This is a genomic window from Kitasatospora sp. NPDC058032 (assembly GCF_042885845.1).
Lineage (GTDB): Bacteria > Actinomycetota > Actinomycetes > Streptomycetales > Streptomycetaceae > Kitasatospora.
In genome coordinates, this window is sequence record NZ_JBHVRK010000011.1 from 101,645 (window position 1) to 114,136 (window position 12,492).

At 71.1% G+C, this 12,492-nt stretch carries 11 protein-coding genes; 4 read left to right on the forward strand and 7 right to left on the reverse strand.

Annotated elements, in window-relative coordinates; all coding sequences use genetic code 11:
* Positions 1-105: 105 nt before the first annotated feature.
* Entirely contained in the window at positions 106-3,078 is a 2,973-nt protein-coding gene (gene uvrA, locus ACFVUH_RS19530) for an excinuclease ABC subunit UvrA (RefSeq protein ID WP_387914547.1), read from the reverse strand.
* A gap of 290 nt (positions 3,079-3,368) precedes the next feature.
* Here uvrA and ACFVUH_RS19535 point away from each other — a divergent pair, with 290 nt between their 5' ends.
* Positions 3,369-4,136 carry a maleylpyruvate isomerase family mycothiol-dependent enzyme gene (locus tag ACFVUH_RS19535; RefSeq protein ID WP_387914548.1) on the forward strand — a complete coding sequence of 256 codons (768 nt, stop codon included), beginning with the start codon at positions 3,369-3,371 and terminating at the stop codon, positions 4,134-4,136.
* 58 nt (positions 4,137-4,194) lie between these two features.
* On the forward strand, positions 4,195-4,848 hold the full coding sequence (locus ACFVUH_RS19540; RefSeq protein ID WP_355369149.1) for an MBL fold metallo-hydrolase: 654 nt from the start codon (positions 4,195-4,197) through the stop codon (positions 4,846-4,848).
* Positions 4,849-4,922: 74 nt separating this feature from the next.
* Here the strand turns inward: ACFVUH_RS19540 and ACFVUH_RS19545 are convergent, their stop codons facing one another.
* The 6 genes from ACFVUH_RS19545 to zapE all read right to left on the reverse strand — a co-directional run bounded on the left by ACFVUH_RS19545 (position 4,923) and on the right by zapE (position 10,972).
* Complete coding sequence (locus ACFVUH_RS19545; RefSeq protein WP_380684686.1) at positions 4,923-5,906, reverse strand: TerC family protein; 984 nt, start codon at positions 5,904-5,906, stop codon at positions 4,923-4,925.
* A 247-nt stretch (positions 5,907-6,153) separates the two neighbouring features.
* Positions 6,154-6,735: a TerD family protein gene (locus ACFVUH_RS19550; RefSeq protein ID WP_355369153.1), complete on the reverse strand. Its 582-nt coding sequence runs from the start codon at positions 6,733-6,735 to the stop codon at positions 6,154-6,156.
* Between the two features lie 294 nt (positions 6,736-7,029).
* Positions 7,030-9,129, reverse strand: coding sequence for an excinuclease ABC subunit UvrB (uvrB, locus tag ACFVUH_RS19555; protein WP_355369155.1), 2,100 nt, complete (start codon positions 9,127-9,129; stop codon positions 7,030-7,032).
* 44 nt (positions 9,130-9,173) lie between these two features.
* Positions 9,174-9,482, reverse strand: coding sequence for a helix-turn-helix domain-containing protein (locus tag ACFVUH_RS19560; RefSeq protein ID WP_387914550.1), 309 nt, complete (start codon positions 9,480-9,482; stop codon positions 9,174-9,176).
* On the reverse strand, positions 9,479-9,853 hold the full coding sequence (locus ACFVUH_RS19565) for a type II toxin-antitoxin system RelE/ParE family toxin (protein WP_387914551.1): 375 nt from the start codon (positions 9,851-9,853) through the stop codon (positions 9,479-9,481). The genes ACFVUH_RS19560 and ACFVUH_RS19565 overlap by 4 nt, the downstream gene beginning before the upstream one ends.
* A gap of 63 nt (positions 9,854-9,916) precedes the next feature.
* The gene (zapE, locus tag ACFVUH_RS19570) at positions 9,917-10,972 is read right to left on the reverse strand and encodes a cell division protein ZapE (protein WP_355369159.1); all 1,056 of its coding nucleotides are present in this window, start codon (positions 10,970-10,972) and stop codon (positions 9,917-9,919) included.
* 76 nt (positions 10,973-11,048) lie between these two features.
* Between zapE and ACFVUH_RS19575 the strand changes: the two genes are divergently transcribed.
* Positions 11,049-11,816, forward strand: coding sequence for a pyrimidine reductase family protein (locus ACFVUH_RS19575; protein ID WP_387914552.1), 768 nt, complete (start codon positions 11,049-11,051; stop codon positions 11,814-11,816).
* 141 nt (positions 11,817-11,957) lie between these two features.
* On the forward strand, positions 11,958-12,419 hold the full coding sequence (locus ACFVUH_RS19580; protein WP_355369163.1) for an indole-3-glycerol phosphate synthase: 462 nt from the start codon (positions 11,958-11,960) through the stop codon (positions 12,417-12,419).
* Positions 12,420-12,492: the final 73 nt, after the last annotated feature.

Here is a 12,492-nt window from a genome sequence, read left to right on the forward strand (position 1 = left end):
CGGGCCGCCCGGAAGTCTATGCGTCCTCATCCGCCCGCCCCCGGGGGTGCCGGGGGCGGGCGGATGCGGGCGGATGCGGGCGCGGCGGGTTCCGGGCGCCGTGCGCTACTTGCGCGCCGCCGTGGTGCGCTTGGCGGGGGCCTTCGCCTTGGCCGGCGTCTTCGCCGCGGTCTTGGCCGGGGCCTTCGCCCGGGCCGGGGCCTTGGCCTTGGCCGGGGTGACCGGTGCGTCGGCGAAGTCGCCGGGCAGGATGTCGCGCAGGAACTTGCCGGTGTGACTCTCCGCCACGGCGGCGATCTCCTCGGGGGTGCCCTCGGCGACCACGGTGCCGCCGCCGGAGCCGCCCTCGGGGCCCATGTCGACGATCCAGTCGGCGGTCTTGATGACGTCGAGGTTGTGCTCGATGACGATCACCGTGTTGCCCTTGTCCACCAGGCCGGTGAGCACCTTGATGAGCTTGCTGATGTCCTCGAAGTGCAGACCGGTGGTGGGCTCGTCCAGCACGTAGACGGTCCGGCCGGTGGAGCGCTTCTGCAGCTCGGAGGCGAGCTTGACGCGCTGGGCCTCGCCGCCGGAGAGGGTGGGCGCGGACTGGCCGAGGCGGACGTAGCCGAGGCCGACGTCGTTGAGCGTCCGCAGGTGGCGGGCGATCGCCGGGACGGCCTCGAAGAAGCCGAGCGCCTCCTCGATCGGCATGTCCAGCACCTCGGCGATGGACTTGCCCTTGTAGTGGACCTCCAGCGTCTCCCGGTTGTACCGGGCGCCGTGGCAGACCTCGCACGGCACGTAGACGTCCGGCAGGAAGTTCATCTCGATCTTGATGGTGCCGTCGCCGGAGCAGTTCTCGCAGCGGCCGCCCTTGACGTTGAACGAGAACCGGCCCGGCAGGTAGCCGCGGACCTTGGCCTCCTGGGTCTCCGCGAAGAGCCGCCGGACGTGGTCGAACACGCCGGTGTAGGTGGCCGGGTTGGAGCGCGGGGTGCGGCCGATCGGCGACTGGTCGACGTGCACCACCTTGTCCACCAGATCGGTGCCGGTGATCCGGGTGTGCCGGCCGGGCACCGTGCGGGCGCCGTTCAGCTCCCGGGCGAGGTGGGTGTAGAGGATGTCGTTGACCAGGGTGGACTTGCCCGAGCCGGAGACGCCGGTGATCGCGGTGAAGGTGCCCAGCGGGAAACCGACCGTGACGTCCTTGAGGTTGTGCTCGCGGGCGCCGTGCACGGTGAGCTGGCGCTTCCTGTCACGCGCGCGCCGCTCCTGCGGGATCGGGATGAAGCGCTTGCCGGAGAGGTACTGGCCGGTCAGCGACTCCTTGTTGCCGAGCAGCTGCTTCAGCGAGCCGGAGTGCACCACCTTGCCGCCGTGCTCGCCGGCGCCGGGGCCGATGTCGACCACCCAGTCGGCCATCTTGATGGTGTCCTCGTCGTGCTCGACGACGATCAGCGTGTTGCCGATGTCGCGCAGCCGCACGAGGGTCTCGATCAGCCGGTGGTTGTCGCGCTGGTGCAGGCCGATGGACGGCTCGTCCAGCACGTAGAGCACGCCGACCAGGCCGGAGCCGATCTGGGTGGCGAGCCGGATGCGCTGGGCCTCGCCGCCGGAGAGCGTGCCGGCCGCGCGGTCCAGCGAGAGGTAGTCCAGGCCGACGTCGACCAGGAAGCGCAGCCGCTCGTTGACCTCCTTGAGGACGCGCTCGGCGATCTGCTTGTCCCGGGCGTTCAGCTTCATCGCGCCGAGGAAGTCCGAGCAGTCGCTGATCGACATCGAGGAGACGTCGGCGATCGAGCGGTCCTCGACGGTGACCGCGAGCACCACCGGCTTGAGCCGGGTGCCCCGGCAGGTCGGGCAGGGCACCTCGCGCATGTAGCCCTCGAAGCGCTCGCGGCTGGAGTCGCTCTCGGCCTCCTGGTGGCGGCGCTGGATGAACGGCACCGCGCCCTCGAAGCCGGTGCTGTAGGAGCGGTCGCGCCCGTAGCGGTTGCGGTAGCGGACCTGCACCTGGTGCTTGTGCCCGTACAGCAGCGCCTTCTTGGCGCGGGCCGGCAGCCCGGCCCAGGGGATGTCGGTGCGGAAGCCCAGCTCGCCGGCGAGGGCGTCGATCAGCCGCTGGAAGTACTCCTTGGTGTGGCCGCCGGACCACGGGTGGATGGCGCCCTCGTCCAGCGAGCGCTCCTCGTCGGGCACCACCAGCTCCGGGTCCACCTCCATCCGGTTGCCGAGGCCGGAGCAGTCCGGGCAGGCGCCGAACGGCGAGTTGAAGGAGAACGAGCGCGGCTCCAGCTCCTCGAACGACACGTCGTCGTACGGGCAGTAGAGGTGCTCGGAGTACATCCGCTCGCGCTCGGGGTCGTCCTCGGGGAGGTCGACGAAGTCGAGCACGACCATGCCGCCGCTCAGCCGCAGGGCGGTCTCCACCGAGTCGGTCAGTCGGCGCTTGGCGCTCTCCTTGACGGTGAGGCGGTCGATCACCACCTCGACGGTGTGCTTCTCCTGCTTCTTGAGCTTGGGCGGCTCGGCGAGCTGGACCGTCTCGCCGTCCACCCGGGCGCGGGCGTAGCCCTTGGACTGGAGGTCGGCGAAGAGGTCGACGAACTCGCCCTTGCGCTCCCGGACCACCGGGCTGAGCACCTGGAAGCGGGTGCCCTCGGCGAGTTCGAGCACCTTGTCGACGACGGCCTGCGGGGACTGCTTGGCGATCGGGCGCCCGCAGTGCGGGCAGTGCGGCTTGCCGATCCGGGCGAACAGCAGGCGGAGGTAGTCGTAGACCTCGGTGATGGTGCCGACGGTCGACCGCGGGTTGCGGTTGGTGGACTTCTGGTCGATCGAGACGGCCGGGGAGAGGCCCTCGATGAAGTCCACGTCGGGCTTGTCCATCTGGCCGAGGAACTGGCGGGCGTAGGAGGACAGCGACTCGACGTAGCGGCGCTGGCCCTCGGCGAAGATGGTGTCGAAGGCGAGCGAGGACTTGCCGGAGCCGGAGAGGCCCGTGAAGACGATGAGGGAGTCGCGGGGCAGGTCGAGCGAGACGTTCTTGAGGTTGTGCTCGCGAGCACCGCGGACGATGAGGCGGTCGGCCACTGCTTCTGGCGCCTTTCTCCGGGGCGAGAGGGCTGGGGGAAACGAAGGTGTGCTTCTTCCAGGATGCGGCAGCCAGCCTACTAGCTCACGCGTTCGATTAACGACCTTGTCCAGCCGGGTCCACCCGAACGAGTGAGGACGGCTTGCGGAGCCTTGCCGTGCGGTTCACAAAAGCCCCTGCTCAGCGCCGGGGAACGGGGGTAGCGTCGTCCCCGGCGGCCCCGGCGTCGCCCCCTTCAACGAGCGGAGCCCCGTGCGGGCAACGCGCCGTCCCCACGGAAGGCCGATCCATGACCGACCCGCAGTCCGCCGCAGCCCGGTCCGCCGCGGCCCCCTCCTCCGCCGCCGCCCGCGCCGCGCGCAACCTGGCGCTCGTCGAGGAGAGCACCCGGCACCTGCTGCACACCGTCGCCGAGCTCGGGCCCGACGCCGTCGCCGAGCCCTCCGCCCTGCCCGGCTGGACCCGCGGCCACGTCCTGGCCCACCTCGCCCGCAACGCCGACTCCCTGGTCAACCTGCTGGACGGCGCGCGCACCGGCACCGACATCCCCCAGTACCCGAACGAGGAGGCCCGCGACCTGGGCATCGAGGAGGGCGCGCCCCGCCCGGCCGACGTCCAGCTCGCCGACCTGAGCACCACCGGCGGGCACTTCACCGCGGCCGCCGCCCTGCTGCCCGCCGACGCCTGGGCCGCCGAGGTCCGGCACCGCCACGGCTACCGCTTCCCCGCGTACGAGATCCCCTGGAGGCGCCTGATGGAGGTCGAGTACCACCACGTCGACCTGGACGCCGGCTACACCCCCGCGCACTGGCCGGCCGAGTTCGCCGCCGCCGAGTTCCGCCGGCTCGCCGGCAAGCTGTCCGGCGCCGACCTGCCCGCCGTCGAGCTGTTCGCCGACGACACCGCCGAGCGCGCCGTGATCGGCACCGGCGTCCCCGCCCTGACCGTCGAGGGCCCGGTCCGCGCCCTGCTCGCCTGGCTCTCCGGCCGCGCCGACGGCGACGGCCTGCGCCGCACCCCCGACACCGCGCTGCCCACCCTCCCCCCGCTGGGCTGAGCGGCCCGCCAGGCGCGAGGATGACCTCGAACCCTGTAGCCCGACAAGGAGCGGACGGATGACGTACCACGGAGCGGTCAAGGTCGGCGGGCCGCCGGACGTGCGCGAGCTGGCACATCTGATCATCACCAAGGTGGCGGTCGGCCCCTACGACAACAACGCCTACCTGCTGCGCTGCCGCGACACCGACGAGCAGCTGCTGATCGACGCCGCGGCGGACGCACCGGTGCTGCTGGAGACGGTCGGCGAGAACCTGGCCACCGTCGTCACCACCCACCGGCACCGCGACCACTGGAACGCGCTGGCCGAGGTGGTCGCCGCCACCGGCGCCCGCACCGCGGCCGGCGAGCACGACGCGGAGGGCATCGACGTCCCCACCGCGTTGCCGCTCGCGGACGGCGACACCCTCGCCGTGGGCCGCTGCGCGCTGACCGTCCGGCACCTGGTCGGCCACACCCCCGGGGCGATCGTGCTGGTCTACGACGACCCGCAGGGCCACCCGCACGTCTTCACCGGCGACTGCCTGTTCCCCGGCGGGGTCGGCAACACCTGGGGCGACCGGACGGCCTTCGAGAGCCTCTTCCGGGACGTCAACGAGAAGATCTTCGACGCCCTCCCGGACGAGGCCTGGGTCTACCCCGGCCACGGCAACGACACCACCCTCGGCACCGAGCGCCCCCACCTCGCCGAGTGGCGCGAGCGCGGCTGGTAGCCCCCGGACGCACAAGGGGCGGGCCCGCGACCACTGCTCGGTCGCGGGCCCGCCCGGTTCGGGGGGGGTGGGGGTCAGGCGTCCAGCTTCTGGGGCTCGTCCTGCTCGGCCAGGGCGGCCTTCCTGGAGGCCATCAGGCTGGTCACGGTGGTGACGGCGAGCACGACCACGATGAAGCCCAGCGAGAACGGGATGCCGATCTCCGGCACGTGCACGCCCTGCTCGTGCAGCGCGTGCAGCACCAGCTTCACGCCGATGAAGCCGAGGATCACCGACAGGCCGTACGAGAGGTGGACCAGCTTCTTCAGCAGGCCGCCGATCAGGAAGTACAGCTGGCGCAGGCCCATGAGGGCGAAGGCGTTGGCGGTGAAGACGATGTACGGGTCCTGGGTCAGGCCGAAGATCGCCGGGATCGAGTCCAGCGCGAACAGCACGTCGGTGGTGCCGATCGCCAGCATGACGATCAGCATCGGGGTCATCAGCCGGCGGCCGTTCTCCCGGATGAAGAGCTTGGTGCCGTGGTACTTGTCGGTCGACGGGAAGCGCTTCTCGATCGACTTGAGGAGGCGGTTCTCCTCGAACTCCTCGTCCTCCTCGTCGGCCCGCGCCTCCTTGATCAGCTTCCAGGCCGTCCAGATGAGGAAGCCGCCGAAGATGAAGAACACCCAGGAGAACTGGGCGACCAGCGCGGCGCCGCCGGCGATGAAGACCGCGCGCAGCACCAGCGCGATGATCACACCGAACATCAGCACACGCTGCTGGTAGATCTTCGGCACCGCGAACTTGCCCATGATCAGGATGAAGACGAAGAGGTTGTCGACACTGAGCGACTTCTCGGTGATGTAGCCGGCGAAGAACTCACCGGCCGGCGTCGAGCCGGAGTGCCACCAGAGGAAACCGCCGAAGATCGCCGCCAGCACCACCCAGACCGTGGTCCAGATGCCGGCTTCCTTGATCGACACCTCGTGCGGCTTGCGGCCACCGATGAAGAAATCGGCCACGATCAGGGCCAACAGCACCGCGATGGTGCCGACCCAAAGGCTTACGGAAACGTCCACTACTGCTCCTCCGGCAGGTAGGCGAGACAGTCATCGTCACTTGCCGGAGGTCTCTTCCGCCCGTCGGACGCGCGTCGGCGCACCCGCGGACCAGCGCCCCGGGGCGCCGCGACGGGCGCCCGTGATGACGGGACGACTGCGTGGGAATACTCCCCTCCGCTGCAAGAAGGGTAACAGCATCCCCAAAGAAAGGTAAAGAAGGTAAAGACCCGTCAGGGCCGCGACCGCGGAAGGGCCACCGCAGAGGTCAGAGGAACGGCTCGATGGCCGGCAGCAGGTCCTGGAAGGTCCGCCCCTTGGCCGGGGCGCCGATCGCCTGCATCTCCCAGCCGCCGTTGCCGTCCCGGAACACCTTCGCCATGACCTGGCCGGTGTGCGGGCCGCCGCCGGTCAGCTCGTAGCGGGCCAGCTCCAGCCCGGTCGACTCGTCCACCAGCCGGCAGTGCGCGTTCTGCACCTCGGCGAAGGTCTGCCCGGTGTACGAGCTGACCGTGAACACCACCTGGGTGATCTGTGGCGGCACGTGCACCAGGTCCACCAGGATCGACTCGTCGTCCTCCCCCGCGCCGGACCCGCCGACCAGGTTGTCCCCGGTGTGCCGCACCGAGCCGTCGGCGCTCTGCAGGTGCTGGAAGAACACCACGTCGGACGGGGTCCGCTCCTCGTACAGCAGCGCCGAGGCGTCCAGGTCGATCTGCCGGGTCCGGCTGCCGAACAGGCCCCGCCGGGGCGCCGCCTTCCAGCCCAGGCCCATCCGGACGATGGTGAGCGTCTCCCCCGGCCCCTTCTGCAGACTGACCCGCTGGCCCTTGGCAAGGTTCACCGACACGGCGCATGTCCTCTCTGCCCGGCCGCGCGGGCACCCGCGCCGGCTCCACGGTGGAACACCCCGTTGCCGTCCCCCGGCTGAGGCCCCCTCTTCCGGCCCGCCCGTCCCGGAGCGGCGCCGCAGGCCAGCCTAGGCCCTGCGGTCGGGCGAGCTGTCCGCCCTGTACCCGTTTGTGGCAGGGCTGAGACACCGCCGGGCTTGACCGGGGACGTCACCGGCCGGGCCCGGCGGGCACCGTCGTGGAAGGGGGCGCGGAAGGGAGTGCGGAAGGGGCCGCGAGCCGTTCCGGGGCCGCTACGCGATACCCGCCTCGCGCATCTGCCGCAGCTCCTTCTTCAGCTCCTTGACCTCGTCGCGCAGCCGGGCCGCCACCTCGAACTGAAGGTCGACCGCGGCGGCGTGCATCCGCTCCGTCATCGACTGGATCAGCTCGGCCAGCTCGGCCGCCGGCAGCGACTTCGCCGGCTTGCGCTCGGCGCCCAGCGCCGGCACCGGGGCCTTGCCGCCCTTGCCGCCGCCCGAGCCGCGGTAGCCGCTGGACAGCAGCTCGCCGGTGTCCACGTCCTCGCGGGCGAGGGTGTCCAGGATGTCGCCGATCTTCTTGCGCAGCGGCTGCGGGTCGATCCCGTGCTTCTTGTTGTACGCCTGCTGCACCTCCCGGCGGCGGTTGGTCTCCTCGATCGCCTTCTCCATGGCCGCGGTGATCCGGTCCGCGTACATGTGCACCTGGCCGGAGACGTTGCGGGCGGCGCGGCCGATGGTCTGGATCAGCGAGGTGCCGGAGCGCAGGAAGCCCTCCTTGTCCGCGTCCAGGATCGCCACCAGCGAGACCTCCGGGAGGTCCAGGCCCTCACGGAGCAGGTTGATGCCGACCAGCACGTCGTACTCGCCGGCCCGCAGCTCGCGCAGCAGCTCCACCCGGCGCAGCGTGTCGATGTCGCTGTGCAGGTACCGCACCCGGATGTCCAGGCCGAGCATGTAGTCGGTGAGGTCCTCGGCCATCTTCTTGGTGAGCGTGGTGACCAGGACGCGCTCGTCCTTCTCCACCCGCTTGCGGACCTCGTGCACCAGGTCGTCGATCTGGCCCTCGGTCGGCTTGACGATCACCTCGGGGTCGATCAGACCGGTCGGGCGGATGATCTGCTCGACCTGGCCGTCGCCGCGCGACAGCTCGTACGCGCCCGGGGTCGCCGACAGGTAGACGGTCTGGCCGATCCGCTCCAGGAACTCCTCCCACTTCAGCGGGCGGTTGTCCATCGCGGACGGCAGCCGGAAGCCGTGCTCGACCAGGGTGCGCTTGCGCGAAGCGTCGCCCTCGTACATCGCGCCGATCTGCGGGACGGTGACGTGCGACTCGTCGATCACCAGGAGGAAGTCCTCCGGGAAGTAGTCGAGCAGGGTGTTCGGCGGGGAGCCGGGCTCGCGGCCGTCGAAGTGCATCGAGTAGTTCTCGACGCCGGAGCAGGTGCCGATCTGGCGGAGCATCTCGATGTCGTAGGTGGTGCGCATGCGCAGCCGCTGGGCCTCCAGCAGCTTGCCCTGCTTCTCCATCCGGGCGAGGGTCTCCTCCAGCTCCTTCTCGATGCCGTTGACCGCGCGCTCCATCCGCTCCGGGCCCGCCACGTAGTGCGAGGCCGGGAAGACGTACACCGAGTCGTCCTGGCTGATGATCTCGCCGGTGAGCGGGTGCAGCGTGTACAGCGCCTCGATCTCGTCGCCGAACATCTCGATCCGGACGGCCAGTTCCTCGTAGACCGGGAAGATCTCGATGGTGTCGCCGCGCACCCGGAAGGTACCGCGGGTGAAGGCGAGGTCGTTGCGGGTGTACTGGATGTCGACGAAGCGCCGGAGCAGGACGTCCCGGTCGATCTCCTCGCCGACCTTCAGCCGCACCATCCGGTCCACGTACTCCTGCGGCGTACCGAGGCCGTAGATGCAGGAGACGGACGCGACCACGACCACGTCCCGGCGGGTGAGCAGCGAGTTGGTCGCCGAGTGGCGCAGCCGCTCGACCTCCTCGTTGATCGAGGAGTCCTTCTCGATGTAGGTGTCCGTCTGCGGGACGTACGCCTCGGGCTGGTAGTAGTCGTAGTACGAGACGAAGTACTCGACCGCGTTGTTCGGCAGCAGCTCGCGGAACTCGTTCGCCAGCTGCGCGGCCAGCGTCTTGTTCGGCGCCATCACCAGGGTGGGCCGCTGCAGCTTCTCGATCATCCAGGCCGTGGTGGCCGACTTGCCGGTACCGGTGGCACCGAGCAGGACGACGTCCTTCTCCCCGCCCCGGATCCGCCGCTCCAGCTCCGCGATCGCCGCCGGCTGGTCACCGTTGGGCTGGTAGGGACTGACGACCTCGAAGGGCGTCACTGACCGCTCAATACTCGTGATGGGTCGCACGCCTCCACCGTACGACCCACCACCGACAACCGAGCACCGATCACTCAGGCCGCGTGGGCCTCGAACCTGATGGCGGGCTCCCCCGCCGGGTCGATGCGGACCGCCGAGTCGAAGGCGGCGGCCAGCCGCTCGATCAGCGGGAGGGTGGGATCGACCCCGCTCTCCTCGATGCTCTCGACGGCCTCCTCGTCCAGTCCGGCCCGGACGGCGAGCTCCGCGAGGGTCCAGCCGAGCGCCGACCGGCGGGCGTACACCGCCTCCGCCAGCGCCATCCGTCGCCCGGCCGCCCGGTACTCCTCGGTCTCCCGGTGCTCCGGCGGCACGACCCAACGGGTGTGGTAGCCGCTGCTCATCGCTCCTCCTCGTCCCTGTCGTAGACCTGGTGGTCGCCTGCGGGGCCGTGCTCGGCCTCGCACACCTTCTGGGCCCGGTGCGCCCGCCCGACTTCGTCGGTCTCGCGGCTCCTAGTCTTGCGGAACACCGTCAGCAGCACAGCCCGCCGACCGGGGGCGAGCCAGTACGTGATACGCATCGGCCCGACGCGCAGTTCCCGCAGCGGACCGCCGAGGTGGCTGGCCAGCGGGAACGGCAGCAGTTCGCCGTCCTCGGCCAGCCGGTCGGCGGCGCGTTCGGCCGCCCGGTACTCGGTGGTCGAGCAGGTGCGCAGCCAGGCGCGCACCTCGGCCTCGACCTCGATCGTCCAGGCGGCCTTCTTCCCAATCATGATCCTCCTTTCGCGACCCATTGCCGCAGGGAGAAACGCCCGACCAGGAAGCAGGTCACGCCCTCAGTTCCGGGCGCTGTCCCGGGCGAGGGCGACCAGGCGGGAGATGGCGCGCAGGTACTTCTTGCGGTAGCCGCCGCGGAGCATCTCCTCGGGGAAGACCCGGTCGAAGGGGAGGCCGGAGGCGGTGATGGGGAGTTCGCGGTCGTACATGCGGTCGGCGAGGACGACCAGGCGCAGGGCGGTGGACTGGTCGTCGACCTGGCGCACGTCGCGCAGGCAGACGGCGGTGACGTCGTCCAGCAGGGCGCCGTAGCGGCTGGGGTGGACGGCGGCGAGGTGGGCGAGCAGGGCGTCGAAGTCGTCGAGGGAGGCGCCCGGGGTGCGGGCGGCGACGGCGTCGACCTCGGCGGGCCGGTAGGGCGGCGGGGCGTCCGGCAGGCCGCGGTGGCGGTAGTCCTGGCCGTCGATCCGCATCGGGCGGAAGTGCGCGGACAGGCCCTGGATCTCGCGCAGGAAGTCGGCGGCGGCGAAGCGGCCCTCGCCGAGCTTCTCCGGCAGGGTGTTGGAGGTGGCGCAGAGCTTGACGCCGTTCTCCACCAGGCGGCCGAGCAGGGTGGAGACCAGGACGGTGTCGCCCGGGTCGTCGAGCTCGAACTCGTCGATGCAGAGCAGCTTGTGCCCGGACAGGGTCTGCACGGCCTGCTGGAAGCCGAGCGCGCCGACCAGGTTGGTCAGCTCGACGAAGGTGCCGAAGGCCTTGGGGCCGGGGGCCGCGTGCCAGAGCGAGGCGAGCAGGTGGGTCTTGCCGACGCCGTAGCCGCCGTCCAGGTAGATGCCGGCCGGGCCGGCCGGGGCCGGGGCGGAGCGGCGGAACCAGCTGCGCTTGGGGGCGGAACCGTTTCCGCTGTTGAGCGTGCCGGCGAACTCCTCCAGGACCTGCACGGCCTCGTACTGGCTGGGCTGGGCCTGGTCCGGGATGTACGTCCCGAAGCTCACGTCGGAGAAGCGCGGCGGCGGCACCATCTCGGCGACCAGGCGCTCGGCGGGGACGACGGGGCGCCGGGCGGTGAGGGCTATCGGCGCGGTCGCGGTGGCGGGGCGGGAAGGTGCGGACACGGTGATAAAGGGTACGCCTGGTCGGGAGGCCCCCGGGACGAGCACCCGGTGCAGCACCCGGTGGAAGACTGGGGGCATGCAACAGCTGATCAGCCCGGTGGCGGAGACCTTCGACGACCCGAGTTCGCTGGAGGCGCTGGCCGCCGTCTACGCGTACCCCGGGCAGGTGAACCACGGGCGTCCCTGGCTGCGCGCCAACATGGTGGCCGGGCTGGACGGCGGGGCCCGGCTGGACGGGCTCTCCGAGGGCCTCTCCAGCGAGGCGGACAAGCGGATCTTCGGTGTGCTGCGGGCGCTGTCGGACGTGGTGCTGGTGGGTGCCGAGACGGTGCGCGCCGAGGGGTACCGGCCGGCCCGGGCGCGGGCCGACTTCGCCGGGGCCCGCCGCGCGGCCGGGCAGGCGCCGGCGCCCGTGATCGCGATCGTCAGCCGCTCGCTGGAGCTGGACCTCGCGGCGCCGCTGTTCACCGAGCCGCTGGTGCGCACCGTGGTGATCACCACCGAGGACGCCCCGGCGTCCACCGTGGCGGCGGTCGCCGAGGTGGCCGACGTGATCACGGCCGGCGTCGGCGCGGTGGACCTGCGGGCGGCGGTCGCCGCGCTGGCCGACCGGGGCTGGACCCGGCTGCTGACCGAGGGCGGGCCCCGGCTGCTGGGGCAGCTGGCCGCCGAGGACCTGCTGGACGAGCTGTGCCTGTCGCTGGCGCCGCTGGTCACGGGCGGCGACGCGCCGCGCATCCTGCACGGCGCGCGCATGCCCGAGGTGCAGCGGATGCGGCTGGTCTCATTGATCGAGCAGAAAGGATTCCTCTTCACCCGCTACCTGCGTCCGCCCACCCCGTGACCTCCGAACCGTGATCCCGCTCCCACTTGCGGCCCCCTCCGCGTGGCCCGTGTGCCGGGTGGACAGCGTGCGGAAAGCTTCCGCCGGGCAGTATGGGATGCGAAGCCGGAGCCCGGGGGCCGGCGACTGGAAGGGATTCACGTGTTCAAGACGGTACTGATGATCGAGAAGGCGCTCTCCGACGCGGACGTGGAGCTGGTCACCACGCTCCACAGCGAGGAGAAGGTGTCCTTCGTCGTCCTGATGCAGCCGCGCGGCAAGCAGGACGAACTGCTGCGGGCGCTGGACGACGTCGCCCTCGGCCACCTGGACAAGGTGGTGCGCGAGCACGACGAGTCGGAGAGCGGGCCGACGGTCGCCACCGAGTCGCTGGAGCACAGCCTGCGCCACCTGCGGCGGGCCGGTGCCGAGGCGGTCGGCGAGCTGGTCGAGGAGTCGCCGCTGGAGCGGCTGCGCGCCGTGGTGGAGGAGCACCAGGCCGACGAGGTGGTGGTGCTCACCTCCCCGCACTTCGTGGAGGAGTTCTTCCACCGCGACTGGGCCTCCCAGGCGCGCCACAAGGTGGGCGTGCCGGTGCTGCGGCTGTTCGCCAGCGACTCCTGACGCGACCCCGAAGTGGTGCAGAATCGTCCTTGCGGTCCGGCGCGGTCCGGCCCGCGAGGACGATTCGCACGCC